Here is a 17,962-nt window from a genome sequence, read left to right as displayed (position 1 = left end):
TTGTGCTGCCCCGGCGGGGCATGCCGTCTGGACTCTAGCGAGCGGTTTTGTAAGGGCTCAAGAATGATGGGAAGTAGGAGCGGTCCCCATCACCTGTGTGAAAGCTGGCAGGCCCACCTTGCACGGGCCCGTGCGCGTCAGGGCGTGGCCACCAGGGCGGCCGGCAGACTCAGGTGGACTTCGGCGCGTCCCTCCTGGTTGGTGAACGCCACGCTGCCGCCGTAGCTTTCGCAGAGCGCCTTGACGATGGGCAGGCCCAGGCCCCAGCTCTTGGTGTCGCTCCGGGTGGAGATGAAGTAGGGCGTGGCGAGGTTGACCAGCACCTCCTCGGGGAAGGCGCCGCGGTTGCTGACGCAGAACATGACCCTGTCGTTCTCCATGCGCTGTGACACCTCGATGGTGGTGCCCGCCTCGCCGTGTTTGGCGGCATTGAGCACCAGGTTGTCGAAGATGCGCAGGAAGGCCAGCTTGTCCCAGGACACCATCTGGTCCGCGCCCTCTGCCTGGAGGTCGAGCGGGTTCTCCACCTGCAGGCGCAGGTTGGCCACGGCTTCCTCCAGCAAGGGGGCCAGGGGCATCTGCTCGCCGATCAGGCGGATGCCGCCGCCCATGCTGACGTGGGAGATGTCGAGGATGTTGGCGACCATCTTGTCGATGCGTCGCAGGTTTTCCTCCAGCAGGGTGATCATCTCCTCGGTGCGTCGTGCCGGGTTCTTCTGCATCAGCCCCGCGACCATGACGGCGGCGGCCAGGGGCGAACGCAGGTCATGGCTGAAGGAGCGCATGAAGCGTTCGAGCATGATCTTCTCGGCACGCAGGTTCTCGCTTTGCGCCTGGGCCACCTCGCGCTGCTTCTCGACGTCTTCGAGCTTGCTGTCCGATCTCATCAGGCTGGAGATGGTCGCCAGCATCTCGTCGGGGTTGATCGGGTGGGTGAGGTAGGCGCGGGCACCGGTGTTCAGCCCCATCGCCTTGTCCTTGCCGCTCATGAAGGTGGCGGAGATGTTGATGATCGCCGGCAGCTTGTCGTGGCCGAGCCGCTGCTCGGCCTTCTGGATCAGCTCGAAGCCGCTCATGTCCGGCAGGTTGATGTCGAGTATCACCAGGTCCACGCCGCTTTCCAGGCTCGTCAGGCCGTCGCTGCCATTGGCGGCCTCCAGCACTTCGTAGCCGGGTTCGCTGGCGAGGATCTTGCGCAAGACGTAACGGTTGGCATCCATGTCGTCGATGATCAGGATCCGTCTATTTCGCATCGTGGTATCTCCCCGCCAGGCGCTGCACGTGATGCAGCAGGGTTTCGGCATGGTTGGGTTGGGACTTGTCGAGGATCGCCTGGCACCGGCTGCCGAGGCGCGCGCGTTCGCCGTCGGCCATCTGCTTGGCGGTGTTGACCAGCACCCGGGCATGCATGCTCCAGTCCATGCTTTCCAGCAGGTCCTCGCCGGAGATGTCGGGCAGGTCGAGGTCGAGGATGATGATGTCCGGGCGCACCGCGTGCAGCTTGTCGATGCTGGCGCTGGCGCAGTCCGCCTCGATGATCACCGGCTCGAAGGGTTGCAGCAGGTGGTTGATCAGGTAGCGGTCGGCCGCGCTGTCGTCGATCACCAGGATGGTGGTGCCGGCGAGGCTGATCAGCGCCGGTTGCCGCTGGTTGTACTCGCGCGCCACCTGGACATGGAAGCGGCTGCCGCGCCCGGGTTCGCTGCTGAGGCTGATATCGCCCTTGAGCAGGTTGGCCAGGCGCAACGCCAGCGGCAGGCCCAGGCCGTTGCCGTGGACCTGCAAGCCGGGCGCGCGGATGCGGGCGAACTCCTCGAAGATGCGCGCCTGGTTCTCCACGGAGATGCCGACGCCGGTGTCCTCGACGACGAACTCCAGGGTGTGCTCGTCCGGCTGGAAGCAGCGCACGCTGACGCTGCCTTCGCGGGTGTACTTGAAGGCGTTGGTGATCAGGTTGCGCATGATCTGGAACAGGCGGTTGCGGTCCGTCTCCAGGGGCAGGTCGAAGGCCGGTTCGTGGATCGTCCAGCCCAGCTGCGGGTAGCGCATGGCCAGGGCCCCGGTGAACTGGCGCAACTGCTCGAGGAACCCGCTGAGCTCGAAGCGTTCGGCAAGCACTTCCATGCGCCCGGACTCGGCCTCCGCGAGGTCGAGCAGTTCGTTGACCAGCCCGGAGAGATCGGACGCCGCATCGGCGATGAAGCGCACCTGCTTGTTCTGCTCGGTGTTGAGCGCCCCGTCGACGCCGCTGAGCAGCAGCTTGGAGATGTTCTCGATGATGTTGATCGGGGTGCGGAACTCGTGGGTCATGTTGGAGAAGAAGCGGCTGCGCGCCTCGCTGGCGTCCTTCAGTTCGGAGGACGCCTTCTCCAGCTCCGAGTAGAGCGCCACCACGCCCTTGTTGGTGTTCTCCAGTTCCTGGTTGGTGGCTTCGAGTTCCTTCTGCTTGCTCTGCAGCTCGGCGCTGGTGAGCAGCAGTTCGGAGCCACGCACCTGCAGTTCCACGTAGGGGTCGGCCGCCCCTTCGCTCTGCAGCTGGCGGCGGATCTGCTGGATCGACTGTTCGCTGGGCAGCGGGCGCGGCGGATAGACCGCCTTGCAGGCGCTGATGCGCGTGCCCTGGGAGCCGGTGTCGATATCGAACTCGTCCATCAGCCGCTGTGCGCCGCGCAGGCCGACACCCATGCCGGTGGGCGAGATGTAGCTGCCATCGAGGATCTGCGCGATCTCGGCGATGCCGTTGCCCTGGTCAACGGCATCGAAGCAGATGCCGGTGACCAGGCCGCGCGCGTCGCAGCGCAGGTCGAAGTGGAAGACGCCGCTGCCGGCGTACTGGTAGACGTTGCGGGCGAGCTCCGAGACCGAGGTGGCCAGGCGGATCTGCTCCAGGGCCGAGAGGCCGAGCCAGGCGGCGATCTGCTTGGCGCCCTGGCGGCAGCTGACCACGTCGACTTCCTCGAGGATGCTGATGCTGGTGATGCGGCGCTTAGTGCTCACGCTTGACCACCACCACGGTTGCATCGTCGTTGAGCCGCCGGTGGTCACGGTGGATGAGCGCGGCGATCACGCCAGGGTGGCGTGCGCGCAGTCCTGGATAGGCGTTGTAGTCGATCTTCGTGCTGATGCCGTCCGAGGCCAGGATCATGATTGAACTGTCGTCCCAGGGATAACTGAATGTATGGATACGACCGATGCGGTATCCGACCGTTCCATTGCTCGACACCATGCTGCGGCCCTTGTCGGTCAGCAGGGTGCCGGCGACGTTGCCGATGCCGCAGAACTGCACCTGGCGCTGTTCCGGCTGTACTTCGGCGATGGCCGCCGCGCCGCCGCGCGTCGACATCAGGGCGCGGTGCAGCTGCTCCATCAGCGTCTGCAGGGGCAGTTGCAGGTTGTGTTCGAGGAAGACCTGGCGGGCCTTCTGGCTGGCCACGTTGGCGGCGTGGCCATGGCCGAGGCCGTCGCAGACCAGCACGCGGTTGCCGCGGATCGCCCAGGCGTCCCCGCCGATCTGCTCGCCGGGGTAGGGCGTGCACACGGCGCCCGCCACCATACCGTTGCCGGGCGGGGGCGGGGCGAGGTGGAAGCGCGCCTGTACCACGCTGCCCTGCCCGGGCTGGGAGAACAGGTCGAAGCCGTCGGACATGCGCTGGATGGCGCCGAGCCCGGCGCCCATGGTGCCGGTGGTGGAGTAGTGGTCGCTCAGGCACTGGGCGACGTTGCCCATGCCCGGCCCACGGTCCACCGCGATGACGTCCAGGCGCTGGTCGTCGCAACTGAGCAGCAGCTCGCCGCCTCCGCCATGGATCACCAGGTTGCGGCCCATCTCCTGCACCACCACCGTGAGGCGGCCGAGCAGGTTCTCGTCCGCGCTGCGCTGGCTGGCATGGCGGATGATGCTGCGCCTGGCCGCGTCCACATGGGCCAGGTCGGTGACGGGCAGCACCAGGTGGCAGTGTTCGACGTTCACTTCCATTTCCACAGCTCCACCCGGGTGCCCTGGCCTGGCTGGCTGTCGATCGCGAACTGGTCGACCAGGCGGCGTGCGCCGCTGAGGCCCAGACCGAGACCGCCGCCCGAGGTGTAGCCGTCCACCATGGCGCGTTCCAGGTCGGCGATGCCGGGCCCCTGGTCGCTGATGCACAGGCGCACCGCCGCGCGGCCATCGCGCAGGCAGCTCTCGATCACGCATTCACCGCCGCCGCCGTAGATCAGGGCGTTACGGGCGATCTCGCTGGCCGCCGTCACCACCTTGGTCTGCGAGACCAGGCCGAGCCTGGCTTCCTCGGCCGCTTTGCGCACGCGCTGGCGAATGACGACGATGTCAGTCTCCTGCTTCAGCGGAAGCGTCTCTGTCTTCGTCACGCTCGTGCTCCAGGGTCAGGTCATCGTCGGCGACTGTGCTTTCCAGCCAGCGCATGCCTTTCTCGACGTTGAGGGCGGTCGCGATGCCCTCCAGCGAGAGCCCCAGTTCCACCAGGGTAATGGCCACGGCAGGCTGCATGCCGACGACTATGACCTTGGCGTCGAGGATGCGGGAGACGTTGGCGATGTGGGAAAGCATGCGGCCGATGAAGGAGTCGACGATCTCCAGGGAGGAGATGTCGATCAGCACGCCCTTGGCCTTGTGCCGCACGATCTGCTCGGTGAGGTCTTCCTGGAGGTCCAGGGCGAGCTGGTCGTGCATGTCCACCTGGATGGTCAGCAGCAGGTACTTGCCCATCTTCAGGATCGGGATTCTGTCCACCATCTGTGCGATCTCCTCAGCGTGCGCCGCTGACCAGGCGGACGTTCAGCTCCTTGAGCGCGAGCTGGAAGGCGTCGGCCAGGGATGCCTTGGTCAGCACGTCGCCCAGCTCCACGCCCAGGTGCACGATGGTGGCGGCGATCTGCGGGCGGATGCCGCTGATGATGCACTTGGCGCCCATCAGCTTGGCGGCGGTGATGGTCTTGAGCAGGTGCTGGGCGACCATGGTGTCCACGGTGGGGACGCCGGTGATGTCGATGATGGCGATGTCGGACTCGGTCTCGACGATCTTCTGCAGCAGCGCCTCCATCACGATCTGGGTGCGGTTGCTGTCCAGCGAGCCGATCAGCGGGATGGCCAGCACGCCCTTCCACAGCTGCACCACCGGGGTGGACAGCTCCAGCATGCTTTCCTGCTGCTCGCGGATCACCGTCTCGCGGCCGGCCACGTAGGCCTGCATGCTGTAGAGGCCGAGTTTGTCGATCAGGCGGCTGGCCGACCAGACCAGCTCGATGGCGTTGTCGTTGCCACGCTGGATCAGCTGGAACAGCGGCTCCTTGAGGGACAGCACGAAGGTGGCCGTCTCGATCGGGGTGAAGCCCTGGCGGCTCTGCGCCACGGACAGGCGCTCGAGCAGGGTGCGGGCGTTCTTCCAGGCCGGCGCCGTGAAGTCCTCGCCGCCTTCGGTGATGCCCGCTAGCAGGGCGCGGAGCAGCTCACGGGAGTTCTCCTGCACGGTGCGGTCGTCGATCAGGTCGCTGCGGATACCGGCGGCGCGTTGGGCAGCCATCCAGTCGTCGAGGATGGTCTTTTCGTTTTGCTTGAGCAGATCGGCTAGAACGGCGGTGGACATTGGTATCTCCCTGTCGGATGGCTCGTTGACGAGCGGTTCGGTTTTCGACCACGAAAAAGTGCCCAACACTAGCAAGGCGCACGGGTAAACGGAGCACGAAGCGGCGGAGTCTACTGGCGTTTCGGGCATCCGTCGCGGCCAGCGGAAACCCGCTCCGGCAATAGGAACGCAGCGGCGCCATTTGGTGCGACAAGAAGATGGATGAAGCGTGCTGCAGCCCACGATTGCGGACGGCTCACCGGTGCGGGCCACCCTCGCGCGCGTGCCGTGACGCCCCCCTCGGGCGTGACCGCCCGGTCGGTTCGAGGGAACCACCGGCGCCGACGGTTTTTCCAACGCTCAGATACACCGAGTCGGAGGACCGAGAGATGCCAGCCAGCCTGACCCGCTTCGCCACCGAGCCTGCACGGCGCGCCTACGTCGCCGCCCGGGTGGGACACGCCGAGCCCGAGCTGCTGTTCTTCGAGGGCGATGGACGCACGCCCAACAGCCGCTTCCCCGTCCTGCTCTATCGTGCCGCCCTGCCGGGGCAAGTGGACCGTGCCGAAGCCTTCGAGAAGCGCTTCGCCGCCCATCGCTGGGCACCTCTGTGGCGCGACGGGGTGTTCGACTACCACCACTACCACGCCAGTGCCCATGAAGCCTTGGGTGTCGCCGCCGGCAGCGCGCGGCTGATGCTCGGTGGCGAAAACGGCCGGGAGGTCAGGGTGCGCGCCGGTGACGTGCTGGTGTTGCCGGCAGGCACCGGGCACTGCTGCCTGGAGGCCAGCGAGGACTTCCTGGTGGTGGGGGCCTATCCGCGTGGGCAGGAGGCCTATGACATCCAGCGAGCGGGCACCGATCGCTACCTGGCATCGGTACGGCGCATCGCCCAGGTGCCGACGCCGGTGGCCGATCCGCTGACCGGACGCGACGGCGCGCTGACCCGTGCCTGGCGCTCGGCCTGAGCGGCGCGCGGGCTCTTTACGCGACAGCGGCCGCCGGTGCAGGCTCGGCCATCGCCCCGCCAGAGGGGCCGAGGAGGGAAGCCCATGTCGCCCAGGACCCTGCTGCCGGCGTTGCTGGTCTCGACCGTCTGCGCGGCCGAGCCGCCGTCCACCGGCAAGGAGCCGCCCAATGCCTTCGAGGCCGCGTTCTCCATGACGATGGTCTCGCCGATGATCAGCGTCATCGCCTCCACCGACCTCAGCAGCGACGAGAAGCAGTTGCAGCTGGGGCGTGCCCGCGAGGACGCCCTGGCCTTCGTCGCCTCCGCCGGGGCGATCCGGGGGGCGCACCTGGAGCAGGCGCTCGGGTCGCTGCGCGAGGGCTCGGCCACGGGCGACATGGCGTGGGCGCAGGCGCTTGCGGCGGGCCCTGAGCCTGCCATTCGTCGTCCTTACACAACCTTTACCCAGCGGCGGTGATCCGTGATTTCGCGCCGTTGTCTGATCTTGCGTCCCGGTCCATTCCCTAGCCGGGCGCAGGAGGAGTCATGTTTCGTCGTTTGCCCCAGGTTGCCCTGCTGCTGGGAGCCGCCGCCCTGGCCGGCCAGGCTTCGGCCCACGGGCATGATGCCGGCCCCGCAGTGATCGGGGCGGTGGTCGGGGCCGTCGTCGGCGGTGCCATCGTCGCGTCCCGCCCGGCCCCGGTGTATGTACAACCCGCGCCCGTGTACGTGGCGCCACCCCCGGTGGTCTACGCACCGCCGCCCCCTCCGCCGCCGGTGTACTACTACCCGGCGCAGCCCGTGTACTACCCGCCGGTGGTCGCCCAGCCCGTCTACTACGGTCCCGGCCCCTATTACGGCCCGCCGCGCCACTGGCACGGGGGTGGCCCGCGCCGCTGGTAGAGCAAGGAAGCCCCGCTGATGCGGGGCTTCATTTTTAGTGGGCCCGCGCGCGTGCGGGGATGACGGGGTGGGGTGGAGGTTCGCGTTTGCACCGTCACCCCCAGCGAAGGAGGGGCCACTCGATGGCTCTGCCGCCGATGGCGGGATCAATCAGGTGCCGCTTTCGGTGAATTTCTCCAGGTACAGCGGGTTGCCATCGAGGGCGTTTTCCTGGAGCCAGGCCTTCATCGACTCGATCATGGGCGGCGGGCCGCACAGGTACATGTCGAACGGGGCCGCGCGCAGGTGTTCAGGGTCCAGGTGCTCGCTCACGTAGCCGCGCTTGCCGTCCCAGCCCGGCGCGGCGTCGCTGACCACCGGGATGAAGGTGAAGCCCGGGATGCGTTCGGCGTAGCCCCTGATGCGTGCCAGCTCGCAGAGGTCGGCCGGCTGGCGCACACCGTGATAGAGCCGCACCGGCTGGTCGCAGCCGCGTTCGGCGAGCTCGTCGAGCATGCCGAGGAAGGCGGAGAGCCCGGTGCCGCCGGCCACCAGCACCAGGGGCCGTTCGACCTGGCGCAGGTAGAAGGCGCCCAGCGGCGCCTCGAGGCGGATTTCATCCCCGGCCTGGCAGCGCTCCCTCAGGTAGTCGCTCATCACACCGCCGGGCAGCAGGCGGATGAGGAACAGCAGGCGGTTCTGCGCATTCGGCCGGTTGGCGAACGAATAGGCGCGATGCGCCTCGGTGCCCGGTACCTGCAGCCGGGCGTACTGGCCGGGAAGGAAATCCAGCGGGCTGTCGCCGCCAGCCTCCAGGTGGAGCAGGGCGGTGCTGGCGGAAAGCAACTCCACCTCGCTGACCCAGGCCTGCACCGCGCGGGTGCCGCTGGCGCTGCACAGCGTGGAGTCGAAATCGAAGTAGAAGGCGGCGTCGGAGCGCACGCGGGTCTGGCAGGCGAGCACCTTGCGCTGTTGCAGGTCGCTGGGCGAGAGCGCTTCCTCGTCGACGTAGTCGAGGCTGTATTGGCCGGATTCGCAGCGGCCCATGCAGGTGCCGCAGACGCCTTCGCGGCAGTCCAGCGGGATGTTGATGCCGTTGCGCAGGGCGGCGTCGAGGAGCAGTTCGCCGCCCTTGATGGGGAAGAAATGGGTTTTGCCGTCGGCGAAGCTGATGGCGACCTTGTGGTTCATGCTGCGGCTTCCGTTGGCTCAGAGGTGATAGAAATCCAGCACCGAATTGATGGTGTCGTTGAGCAGCACCACGTGCTTGCGGGTGATCTTCCAGCTGTCGCCCTCGGCCCGCAGGTGGTAGGTGGCGTGGCCGAAGAACTGCTCGCTCCGGCCCAGGCGGTGGAACAGCGTGTGCCAGTTGGCCCTGACTTCCAGCTGCCCGTCCTCGCGTTCGGCGATGCGCAGGTTGCCGATGCCGTGCAGGGTGCGCGGCATGGGGATGGTGGAGGCCGCCTTGCCGGTGCGGATGCGGAACACCCGGTCTTCCAGCCCCGCGCGGCTGGCGTAGTAGATCAGCGACATGCCCCGGCGGGGATCGGTGGTGTAGCTGTGCTCGCTGTCCCATTGCGGCAGGTGGAATTCGCTGTCCTCGCTGAACAGGTCGAGGTAGGCGTCCCAGTCCTGGGCGTCGCACAGCTCGCACTTGCGATAGAGGAACTGCTCGATGCGGTACTGCAGCTGCGGGCTCATGCCTGCACCTCCTTGAGTGCCAGGGCCTTGCGCTCCAGCCCCTGGAGCAGGAAGCGCTGCCAGTTGCCGTGCTGGTTGACGTAGAGGCCTTCATGGGTGAATTCGGTGCCGGTGAGCACCGGGGCGATGCCGAGGGTCTCGCTGTGCGGTGTGGCGCCGCGGACCCAGCGATCATGGCCCCGGGAGATGTCGCTCCAGCGCTCCAGGCGGGCCTCGAAGCCGCGCTGGGCCTCGCGGAATTCCACCAGGTCGTCCGGCGTGCCCATGCCCGAGACGTTGAAGAAGTCCTCGAACTGGCGGATGCGGCTTTCGCGGTCGGCGTCGGACTCGCCCTTCACGCCGATGCACTGGCTGATGACCTCGGTGCGGTTCCAGGCTACCGGGCGCACGATGCGCAGCTGCGAGCTGATCTGGTCCATGAAGAACAGGCTGGGGTAGAGGTTCAGGTTGCGCAGGCGGTGCATCATCCACTCCGCGCGGGCCTGGCCGTACTCCGCCACCAGGCGCGGCATCACCGTGGCGTAGCCGGGGCGCACCGTCGGGTTGGGCATGTCGCTGAACAGCACGCTGTGGCCGTTCTCGAAGGAGAACCAGCCATCGTCGGTGGCGGCGTCGCCAGCGCCCAGCTTGCTGTAGTCGAGGGTGCCGCCGGTATCACCGCGGTCGGCGTTGACCTGCTGGCGGTGCTGCACCGTGGCCACGTAGTTGTAGTGCACGGTGCTGACGTGATAGCCGTCCAGGCCGTTCTCGTTCTGCAGCTTCCAGTTGCCGTCGTAGCTGTAGGTGGAACGGCCCGGCAGCACCTCCAGCTCCCCGGTGGGGGACTGCGCGACCATCATGTCGAGGAACACCCGGGCGTCGCCGAGGAAGTCCTCCAGGGAATCGCTGGCCCCGACATCCAGGCTGATGAAGACGAAACCCTTGTAGCTGGCGATGCGCGCCTTCTTCAGGCCGCGCGTGGCCTTGTCGAAATCCTCGGGGTATTCGCCCGGCGCCTTCACCTTCACAAGGCGGCCGTCGTTCTTGTAGCACCAGGCATGGAAGGGGCAGGTGAAGGTGGACTGGTTGCCCCGGCCGACGCGGGTGAGGGTGGCGCCCCGGTGCTGGCAGGCGTTGATCAGCGCATGCAACTGGCCGCTGGCGTCACGGGTGACGATCATCGGCTGGCGGCCGGCGCGCAGGGTGATGAAGTCGTTGGGGTTGGCGATCTCGCTCTCGTGGCAGGCGTAGATCCAGTTCTTCTCGAAGATCAGTTCCATCTCCAGGTCGAAGAGCTGCGGCTCGGTGAACATCTCCCGGGCGATGCGGAACACGCCCTCGGCCGGACGGAAGTCCAGGCAGCCGCTGATGAAGTCTTTCCACTGCGTGACGCTCTTGTCGTTGTTCATGCACCTGTACCTGTCACATCGGGCGAATCGGTCGGCTCATTTAACGGAGCGCCGCGCCGGCCGGTCTATCCGCTTTGTCGAGGAAGGCGATCCGTTTATTCCGGGTGGCGTAACACCCGTTGGGTAGTCGCTACCCAGCGTGGGGCGGCCTCCGGATCGCGCGGGGCGTGGCGGGCAGCTGCGCGTGCCGGTGGCTGTCCGCAAAGTTGGCGAATGCTGTCCGGATAGCGAGCGGGTGGGCTTTGCCGGGCATGCGTGGCATGGTGCTTGCGTCCCCGGACGACGACGCGCCGGCAGAGCGCGCGGAACAACAGCCTTGAGAGTGCCCGTGATGAACCCGCCCGAATCGCATTTCCGTGATCTCCGTGCCGATCGTTTCGACCTGGCTGGTGCCCGCTCCTGGATGGCGGGCATCTGCGGGCCGCACCAGCTCGATGCCAGCCGCCCCAACCGGATCCGCTTCCACCACAGCGGCAACGTGCTGCGGTCGATGTCCACCACCCTCGGCATCATCGAATACGGCACCGACGTGACGGTGGCCGTGGCCGATGTCGAGGGCTTCAACAGCTACAGCCTGAGCCTGCCCCTGTGCGGTGAGCAGGAGTTGCGCTGCGACGGGGCGCTGCTGCGCTCGGACCGCGACCAGGCGGTGATCGTCGCGCCCAATCGCAGCCAGGAGCTGAGCATCACCGGCGACTGCCGCAAGCTGCAGGTGGTGATCACCCGTGCCGCGATGCGCGAAGTGCTGGAGGGCATGCTGCAACGGCCGGTGGAGGAGCCGTTGCGTTTCGAGCCGCTGATGGATGCGGTGGAGGGTGCCGCCGCCTCCTGGTGGCGCATGGCCCGGCATATCCTCGACGAGATGGAGCATGGCGGGCTCTACGGCCAGCCGCTGTTCAGCCGTGACCTGGAGAGCGCGTTGCTCAAGGGGCTGATCCTGGCCCAGCCGAGCAACTACTCCGAGGAGCTGCGCCAGGTGCTGGGGCTCAAGGTCCCGCACTACCTGGTGCGAGCACGCGATTACATCCACAGCCACGCCCGCGAGGCGTTGCGCCTGGAGGATGTGGAAAGCGCCGCCGGTGTGTCGCGTTTCAAGCTGTTCGAAGCCTTTCGCAAGTACTACGGCGCATCGCCCATGGCCTACCTGAAGAAGCACCGCCTCGGCGCGGTGCGCCAGGAGATCCTGGAAGACCGCTCCGCCCGCAACATCTCGGTGATCGCCATGGGGTGGGGCTTCGGCCACCTCGGGCGGTTCTCGGTGGAGTACCGCAAGCTGTTCGGCGAGACGCCGAGCGCCACGCTGCAGCGGGCCGAGTCGCGTCGTCGCGAACCCTTCGCATAGCCTGCCCGGCCGGCCCGCGCAGGCGGGGCGTTATAGGGCGTGTGCGGCTTAGCACCAATCGTTCGAAGGCGCGGGCGAGGGTGGGTGGATCATCCCTGTCTATGCTTGGACGACTTTTTTCTTCCGGCCTGTCGATCCGGTCGTCCCCCGTTCGACTAGGGATGCAAGCCCATCAACAAGGAGCGAACGATGAAGTACCTGTGCCTGATCTATTTCGACGAGGCCGTGCTCGATTCCATGCCCGCCGAGCAGTTCGAATCCATCGTCGGCCACTGCATGGACTACGAGCAGCGCCTGCAACGCAGCGGCCAGTACATCGCCGCCGAGGCGCTGCAGTCCACTCAGACCGCCACCACGTTGCGCCTGCAGGGCGACAAGCTGTCGATCACCGACGGCCCCTTCGCCGAGACCCGCGAGCAACTGGGCGGCTTCTACCTGATCGATGCCAAGGACCTCAACGAGGCCATCCAGATCGCCGCGAAGATCCCGCCGGCCCGCCTGGGCTGCATCGAGATCCGCCCGATCAAGGAACTGCCCAGGCTCTGAACCAGGAGGAACCCCCGATGAAGATCGAATCGCATCCCGTCGTCGACCACGAGCAGTGGCTGGTGGCCCGCAAGGAACTGCTGCGCAAGGAGAAGGCCTTCACCCGCCTGCGTGACGAGCTCAGCGCCGCGCGCCGCGAGCTGCCCTGGGAGCGGGTGAGCGACGCCTACCGCTTCGAAGGCCCCACGGGACAGGAGACGCTCGATCAACTGTTCGCCGGCCGCAGCACCCTGGTGGTCTACCACTTCATGTTCGGCCCGGGGTGGAAGGAGGGGTGCGATGGCTGTTCCTTCCTCGCCGATCATTTCGACGGCGCCAACCTGCACCTGGCCCATCACGACGTCAGCCTGGTGGCCGTTTCCCGCGCGCCCTGGCAGGAGTTCCAGGGCTTCAAGCGGCGCATGGGCTGGCAGTTCAAGTGGGTGTCTTCCCACGGCTGTGATTTCAACGCCGACTTCGGCGTCGCCGCCACGCCCGAGGCGATCGCCGCCGGCACCGCGCGCTACAACTACGACACCAGCCGCGACCCCGGGGAGGAAATGCCCGGCCTCAGCGTGTTCTTCCGCCTGCCGTCGGGGGAGGTGTTCCACACCTATTCCACCTATGCGCGCGGGCTGGACATGCTGGTGGGCACCTACAACGTGCTCGACTTGCTGCCTAAGGGCCGTGACGAGGACGAGATCATGGACTGGGTGCGCCACCATGACCGCTATGAAGGCGCCGGGCCACGGCATGACTGCTGCTCAGCCAAGGCCGGGGGCGACTGATGGCGGCGTTGCAGGCCCGCCAGCGGGTGGAGGCGGTCTACCGCGAGGAGTCACGCCGGGTGCTGGCGACGTTGATCCGCCTGCTGGGTGATTTCGAGCTGGCCGAGGAGGCGTTGCACGACGCCTTCATCGCCGCCGTGGAGCAGTGGCCGGTCGACGGCGTGCCGGCCAACCCGCGCGCCTGGCTGGTGTCTGCCGGGCGTTTCAAGGCCATCGACGCGCTGCGTCGGCGTGCCCGTTTCGATGCACGCCAGGCGCAGTTGATCATCGAGCTGGAGCGCGACGAGCCCGGGGAGATCGAGGACGTGGAAGACGACCGCCTGCGCCTGATCTTCACCTGCTGCCACCCGGCGCTGCCGGCGGACGCCCAGGTGCCGCTGACCCTGCGCGAGGTCTGCGACCTGAAGACCGAGGAGATCGCCCGGGCCTTTCTCGCCACGCCCTCGACCATCGCCCAGCGCATCGTCCGCGCCAAGGCGAAGATCCGCGACGCGCGGATTCCCTACCAGGTGCCGGCCATGGCCGAGCTGCCGGAGCGGCTGGATAACGTGCTGCGAGTCATCTACCTGGTGTTCAACGAGGGTTACTCGGCCACCTCCGGGGATTCGCTGACCCGCGCCGACCTGTCGGCCGAGGCCATCCGCCTGGGGCGCCTGCTGCTGGAGCTGCTGCCGGATTCGGAGGTCATGGGGCTGCTGGCGCTGATGCTGCTGCACGATTCGCGGCGCCAGGCCCGCACCGGCGCCGATGGCGAGCTGGTGTTGCTGGAGGACCAGGACCGTGCGCTGTGGAACCGCCAGCAGATCGACGAGGGTTGCGCCCTGGTGGAGCGCGCCCTGGCCTCGCGGCGTATCGGCATGTACACCTTGCAGGCGGCCATTTCCGCCGTGCACGCCAGCGCCGCCACGCCCGAGGCCACCGACTGGGCGCAGATCGTCGCGCTCTACGGCGTGCTGCAGCGCGGCATCGGCTCACCGGTGATCGAACTCAACCGCGCGGTGGCGGTGGCCATGCACCAGGGGCCGGAAGCCGGGCTGGCGCTGATCGAGGCCATTCTCGAACGCGGGGAGCTGCGTGATTACCAGCTGGCGCACTCGGCCCGCGCCGATCTCTACCGTCGCCTGGGGCGCCGCGCCGAGGCACGGGCCGCCTACCAGGTGGCGCTGGGACTGACCCGCCAGGACACCGAGCGGCGCTTCATCGAACGGCGCCTGGCGGAGTTGGCGCCGTGACGGGAATCACCCGTGGCAGGCACGGGAACCGGGGCTGAGGCCCGGGCTACGAGCACAGGAGAAGCACCATGAGCAGCAACGAACAGGCCGTCGAGCAACTGCATGCCCTGCTGGGCGACTGGGCCGAGGCGGTACGCAGCAAGGACGTCGCGCGCATTCTCGGCTTCTACGCCCAGGAGGTGGTGGCCTATGACGCCATCCTGCGGCTGCAGTTCGTCGGCCGTGAGGCCTATGGCGCGCATTGGGCCTATTGCATGGAGATGTGCCAGGGCGCTTCGATCTTCGATCCGCAGCACGTGACGATACGCGCCGGCGGTGATGTCGGCTTCGCCCATTTCCTCTGCCTGTGTGGCGGCACCAACGCCGACGGGGTCGAACAGCGCAGCTGGATGCGCGTCACCTGCGGCTACCAGCGCATCGGCGGGCAGTGGCGCATCGTCCATGACCACTTTTCCGCGCCCTTCGACATGGAAAGCGGCCAGGCGCTGTTCGACCTGGAACCCTGATCAGGCACCCAGGCTGCGGAAGTGGTCGAGCATGCGCTGGGCATCGGCCTTGGCGCCACTGAACAGTTCGAAGGCCTTGACAGCCTGGAACACCGCCATGGTGCCGCCATCCAATGTGCGACAGCCGAGGGCCCGGGCGTCCCTGAGCAGCTGGGTCTCCAGCGGGAAGTAGACGATTTCGGCGACCCACAGCGCAGGGCGCAGCAGTGCGGCGGGCACCGGCGTGCCCGGCAGCTTGGCCATGCCCATGGGCGTGGTGTTGACCAGGCCGTCCGCATCCGCGAGCGCGCCGGGCAGGTCGTCACCGGCGCGGGCGCGGCCGGCGCCGAAGCGTCGCTCCAGGCTGCTCGCCAGGGCCTGGGCGCGCTCGGCGTCGACGTCGAATACCTGCAACTGGCCGACGCCCTCGGCGAGCAGGGCATGGGCCACTGCAGCGCCGGCCCCCCCGGCCCCCATCTGCACCACCTGGCGGCGTTCGACATCGCCCAGCCCACGGCGGAAGCCTTCGGCAAAACCCAGGCAGTCGGTGTTGTGGCCGACACGACGGCCGTCGCGCAGCACCACGGTGTTCACCGCCCCGATGCCCTCGGCCTCGGGGGAAAGCTCGTCGAGCAGCGGGATGACCGCCTGCTTGCAGGGAAAGGTGATGTTGAGCCCAGTGAAGCCGGTGCGCTCGGCGGCCTCCAGCAACTGGGGCAGGGCGCTGACGTCGAGCCGGAGCGGGTCGAGGTCGATCAGCCGATAGAGGTAGCGCAGGCCCTGGGCGTCGCCTTCATGCTCGTGCAGGGCGGGGGTGCGCGAGGCCTGGATGCCGGAGCCGATCAGGCCGGCGAGTACGCTTGCGTGTGCGGTCATGGCGTCAACCCTTCAACAGCTTGCCGAAATGCTGCACGCCGGCCCGGTAGCCGTCGCTGCCCAGGCCGCAGATCACCCCGACGGCGATGGCGGAGACGAAAGAGTGCTGGCGGAATGCTTCGCGCTTGTGGACGTTGGAGAGGTGCACTTCGATCACCGGCAGCTCGCTGGCGACCAGGGCGTCGCGGATGGCCACGGAGGTGTGGGTCCAGGCGCCGGGGTTGATCAGGATACCGGCGCAACGGCCACGTGCCTGGTGGATCCAGTCGATCAGCTGGCCTTCGTGGTTGGTCTGGCGGCACTCGATTTCCAGGCCCAGCGCGGCACCGGTCTCGCGGCATAGCCGATCGATGTCGGCGAGGGTTTCGTGACCGTAGGTCGCGGGCTCGCGGGTGCCGAGCAGGTTCAGGTTGGGGCCGTTGAGGACCAGCAGGGTGGGGGACATCAGGGGCATTTCTCCATTGTCATGAGCCCAGCCGGGAACGCGGGCGGGGCTGGAATGGAAAAATGTACTAACTGGTTACTTTAATCAATCGGAGGCTATCGGGCGGGCAATCGGGTAACGGTTATTCCGTTCGATAATCGGTCACTCGGATGCGTCATCGGTCTCCAGCAGCAACGGGCCGCTGCCGAGATCCGAGAGCTCGTCACCCGGGTTGCGCAGGGGGCAGACCTCCATGGTCAGGCAGCCGCAACCGATGCAGCCGTCGAGCTGGTCGCGCAACTGGGTGAGGCGGCGAATGCGTTCGTCCAGCTCGGCCTGCCAGCGCGCCGACAGCGCATGCCAGTCGGCGGCAGTGGGCGTGCGGCCTTCCGGCAGCGTCATCAGTGCGGCGTGGATGGAGGCCAGCGGGATACCCAGGCGCTGGGCTACCTTGATCACCGCCACCCGGCGCAGCACCTCGCGCGGGTAGCGGCGCTGGTTGCCGGCGTTGCGGGTGCTGGTGATCAGCCCCTTGGTTTCGTAGAAGTGCAGGGTGGACACCGCCACGCCGCTGCGCTCGGCCACTTGGCCCACTGTCAGCGCCTTGCCGATGTTGCTCGCCGTCACCTTTGGCATGCTCGTCCTCCGCTATTGACCTCAAGTTAAGTTGAGGTTTTACCCTCGCCGCCAGCATTGCACAACGGTAGAAGGAGTCTCGGCATGACCAACGAGCAATTGCAGGGCGTCGTTTCATCCATTCATTTCTCGGCCGACCCGGCCTGCCTGCCAGCTCTGGTGGAGAACCTGGGCGTGCGCCTGGCGGCCTGTCTCAAGTCCCAGGTGGGGCTGCTTTCCACCAGCCTGGAAACCAGCGCCGATGGCCGCTGGTTGATCCAGCGCAGCCGGTGGGTCTCAGCCGATGCGGCGCAGGCCGCATTGGAGGGTGACTCCTGCAGCGCACGTCTGCTGGGCGAGGCGATCTGGCGCTATGGCGCCAAGGCGGTGCGCTTCGAAGCGCAGGAAGGAGCGTAAGAGCTCGGTCGCAAGGTGTGGGGAAGGTGGAGTGGCGTGAAAGGTCGTGGCGGGGTGTCGCCTGAGTGACTCGCCCGGGAGTCCCGGGCGAGCCGAGGGGCTTACTCGTAGCTCATGGTGTAGGTGATGCTGGTGCTGACCTGGCCAGGCAGGGCATCTGCGCCGCGCGGCGCGTGGTATGCCGCGAAAAGGCCAATGAAGGCGTTGCCGCCTGCGCCGCTGAGCTCTTCGAGGTTGTTCTGGCCGGTGGCGAGGTTGATGGGCTCCTGTTCCTTGTTGAACAGCTGCACCGCGACGTTGGAGGCGTCAGCGCCGCTGAGCTCGTTCTTCAGGGTACCGGTGGCGGGGTCGACGTTCGGGCCTATCTCGAAGTGCGCCTTCACCTTGGAACCCTGGGTGCAGTTGGAGAGTGCGATCACGAACGGGGTGAGGCCGGCATTCTGGCCTGCCAAGAGGGAGCTCTGGGAGACGATCGGCAGTTGCACGGTCTGGTTGAGGGAAGGGGTGGAGATATCACAGGTCCTGCTGGAAACCTCGCCCTTGATGGTGATGGTGCCGTCGAATGCGAGCGCCAGATTGCTCAGGCCAAAACCGACCAGGGCCGCGCTGGTGGTGAGGAACTTCTTCATTTATCTCTCCTTGATGGCGCCTGGCTCCACGCGCCGGATTAAAGGTTGACCTCGAGAGTCGGAACCAGAACCGAATCGCGCTGCAGTCTCGATAATGAGAGCTGGATCGCATTCAGCAGAGCGAGCGCAA

The 17,962-nt window shown here is 67.2% G+C and carries 22 protein-coding genes; 9 read left to right on the top strand and 13 right to left on the bottom strand.

The genetic code is table 11. From position 1 onward, the window contains the following. Positions 1-137 precede the first annotated feature (137 nt). Genes ACYJSS_RS19385 through ACYJSS_RS19360 form a run of 6 tightly spaced genes read right to left on the bottom strand, consistent with a single transcriptional unit; the run spans position 138 to position 5,600 of the window. A complete protein-coding gene (locus tag ACYJSS_RS19385; protein WP_236206245.1) occupies positions 138-1,253 on the bottom strand; it encodes an ATP-binding response regulator in 1,116 nt (371 codons plus the stop codon). Continuing rightward, the gene (locus ACYJSS_RS19380; protein ID WP_236206246.1) at positions 1,243-2,997 is read right to left on the bottom strand and encodes an ATP-binding protein; all 1,755 of its coding nucleotides are present in this window, start codon (positions 2,995-2,997) and stop codon (positions 1,243-1,245) included. The genes ACYJSS_RS19385 and ACYJSS_RS19380 overlap by 11 nt, the downstream gene beginning before the upstream one ends. Further along, positions 2,987-3,976, bottom strand: coding sequence for an ATP-binding protein (locus tag ACYJSS_RS19375; RefSeq protein ID WP_236206247.1), 990 nt, complete (start codon positions 3,974-3,976; stop codon positions 2,987-2,989). Before ACYJSS_RS19375 ends, ACYJSS_RS19380 begins: the two co-directional genes overlap by 11 nt. Continuing rightward, a complete protein-coding gene (locus ACYJSS_RS19370; protein WP_111262925.1) occupies positions 3,967-4,365 on the bottom strand; it encodes an anti-sigma regulatory factor in 399 nt (132 codons plus the stop codon). The genes ACYJSS_RS19375 and ACYJSS_RS19370 overlap by 10 nt, the downstream gene beginning before the upstream one ends. Then, the gene (locus ACYJSS_RS19365) at positions 4,325-4,750 is read right to left on the bottom strand and encodes an STAS domain-containing protein (RefSeq protein ID WP_111262926.1); all 426 of its coding nucleotides are present in this window, start codon (positions 4,748-4,750) and stop codon (positions 4,325-4,327) included. Before ACYJSS_RS19365 ends, ACYJSS_RS19370 begins: the two co-directional genes overlap by 41 nt. 13 nt (positions 4,751-4,763) lie before the next feature. Continuing rightward, positions 4,764-5,600 (bottom strand): STAS domain-containing protein, encoded by an 837-nt coding sequence (locus ACYJSS_RS19360; RefSeq protein WP_111262927.1) that lies wholly within the window; start codon positions 5,598-5,600, stop codon positions 4,764-4,766. A 368-nt stretch (positions 5,601-5,968) separates the two neighbouring features. Here ACYJSS_RS19360 and ACYJSS_RS19355 point away from each other — a divergent pair, with 368 nt between their 5' ends. The 3 genes from ACYJSS_RS19355 to ACYJSS_RS19345 all read left to right on the top strand — a co-directional run bounded on the left by ACYJSS_RS19355 (position 5,969) and on the right by ACYJSS_RS19345 (position 7,431). Beyond that, the gene (locus ACYJSS_RS19355; RefSeq protein ID WP_111262928.1) at positions 5,969-6,547 is read left to right on the top strand and encodes a cupin domain-containing protein; all 579 of its coding nucleotides are present in this window, start codon (positions 5,969-5,971) and stop codon (positions 6,545-6,547) included. An 84-nt stretch (positions 6,548-6,631) separates the two neighbouring features. Then, on the top strand, positions 6,632-7,006 hold the full coding sequence (locus ACYJSS_RS19350) for a DUF2388 domain-containing protein (protein WP_236206248.1): 375 nt from the start codon (positions 6,632-6,634) through the stop codon (positions 7,004-7,006). Positions 7,007-7,074: 68 nt separating this feature from the next. Further along, complete coding sequence (locus tag ACYJSS_RS19345) at positions 7,075-7,431, top strand: hypothetical protein (protein WP_111262929.1); 357 nt, start codon at positions 7,075-7,077, stop codon at positions 7,429-7,431. A gap of 150 nt (positions 7,432-7,581) precedes the next feature. On the opposite strand, the gene antC is transcribed toward ACYJSS_RS19345, so the two are convergent. From antC to antA, 3 genes are read right to left on the bottom strand one after another with little or no spacing between them, the layout of a single operon-like run. Then, the gene (gene antC, locus ACYJSS_RS19340) at positions 7,582-8,601 is read right to left on the bottom strand and encodes an anthranilate 1,2-dioxygenase electron transfer component AntC (protein ID WP_111262930.1); all 1,020 of its coding nucleotides are present in this window, start codon (positions 8,599-8,601) and stop codon (positions 7,582-7,584) included. A gap of 18 nt (positions 8,602-8,619) precedes the next feature. Further along, complete coding sequence (gene antB, locus ACYJSS_RS19335) at positions 8,620-9,111, bottom strand: anthranilate 1,2-dioxygenase small subunit (RefSeq protein ID WP_111262931.1); 492 nt, start codon at positions 9,109-9,111, stop codon at positions 8,620-8,622. Next, on the bottom strand, positions 9,108-10,499 hold the full coding sequence (antA, locus tag ACYJSS_RS19330) for an anthranilate 1,2-dioxygenase large subunit (RefSeq protein ID WP_111262932.1): 1,392 nt from the start codon (positions 10,497-10,499) through the stop codon (positions 9,108-9,110). Before antA ends, antB begins: the two co-directional genes overlap by 4 nt. Before the next feature lie 331 nt (positions 10,500-10,830). Between antA and ACYJSS_RS19325 the strand changes: the two genes are divergently transcribed. From ACYJSS_RS19325 to ACYJSS_RS19305, 5 genes are all read left to right on the top strand, one after another. Next, on the top strand, positions 10,831-11,841 hold the full coding sequence (locus ACYJSS_RS19325) for an AraC family transcriptional regulator (RefSeq protein ID WP_111262933.1): 1,011 nt from the start codon (positions 10,831-10,833) through the stop codon (positions 11,839-11,841). 189 nt (positions 11,842-12,030) lie between these two features. Continuing rightward, positions 12,031-12,387 (top strand): YciI family protein, encoded by a 357-nt coding sequence (locus ACYJSS_RS19320; RefSeq protein ID WP_111262934.1) that lies wholly within the window; start codon positions 12,031-12,033, stop codon positions 12,385-12,387. Between the two features lie 17 nt (positions 12,388-12,404). Further along, on the top strand, positions 12,405-13,154 hold the full coding sequence (locus ACYJSS_RS19315; protein ID WP_111262935.1) for a DUF899 domain-containing protein: 750 nt from the start codon (positions 12,405-12,407) through the stop codon (positions 13,152-13,154). After that, on the top strand, positions 13,154-14,386 hold the full coding sequence (locus tag ACYJSS_RS19310; protein ID WP_111262936.1) for an RNA polymerase sigma factor: 1,233 nt from the start codon (positions 13,154-13,156) through the stop codon (positions 14,384-14,386). Before ACYJSS_RS19315 ends, ACYJSS_RS19310 begins: the two co-directional genes overlap by 1 nt. A gap of 68 nt (positions 14,387-14,454) precedes the next feature. Next, entirely contained in the window at positions 14,455-14,892 is a 438-nt protein-coding gene (locus tag ACYJSS_RS19305; protein ID WP_111262937.1) for a YybH family protein, read from the top strand. Here the strand turns inward: ACYJSS_RS19305 and ACYJSS_RS19300 are convergent, their stop codons facing one another. From ACYJSS_RS19300 to soxR, 3 genes are all read right to left on the bottom strand, one after another. Next, positions 14,893-15,747: a shikimate dehydrogenase gene (locus ACYJSS_RS19300; protein WP_111262938.1), complete on the bottom strand. Its 855-nt coding sequence runs from the start codon at positions 15,745-15,747 to the stop codon at positions 14,893-14,895. It abuts the gene before it with no gap. 4 nt (positions 15,748-15,751) lie between these two features. After that, entirely contained in the window at positions 15,752-16,192 is a 441-nt protein-coding gene (aroQ, locus tag ACYJSS_RS19295) for a type II 3-dehydroquinate dehydratase (RefSeq protein ID WP_111262948.1), read from the bottom strand. A 141-nt stretch (positions 16,193-16,333) separates the two neighbouring features. Continuing rightward, positions 16,334-16,807: a redox-sensitive transcriptional activator SoxR gene (gene soxR / locus ACYJSS_RS19290; RefSeq protein ID WP_111262939.1), complete on the bottom strand. Its 474-nt coding sequence runs from the start codon at positions 16,805-16,807 to the stop codon at positions 16,334-16,336. Positions 16,808-16,891: 84 nt separating this feature from the next. Between soxR and ACYJSS_RS19285 the strand changes: the two genes are divergently transcribed. Then, entirely contained in the window at positions 16,892-17,203 is a 312-nt protein-coding gene (locus tag ACYJSS_RS19285) for a hypothetical protein (protein ID WP_111262940.1), read from the top strand. A gap of 101 nt (positions 17,204-17,304) precedes the next feature. On the opposite strand, the gene ACYJSS_RS19280 is transcribed toward ACYJSS_RS19285, so the two are convergent. Further along, positions 17,305-17,832 carry a fimbrial protein gene (locus ACYJSS_RS19280; RefSeq protein WP_111262941.1) on the bottom strand — a complete coding sequence of 176 codons (528 nt, stop codon included), beginning with the start codon at positions 17,830-17,832 and terminating at the stop codon, positions 17,305-17,307. Positions 17,833-17,962 lie beyond the last annotated feature (130 nt).

It is taken from the genome of Pseudomonas sp. No.21, assembly GCF_054558415.1.
Note: the sequence above shows the minus strand (reverse complement) of the source record. Positions and strands in the feature narration are given on the sequence as shown.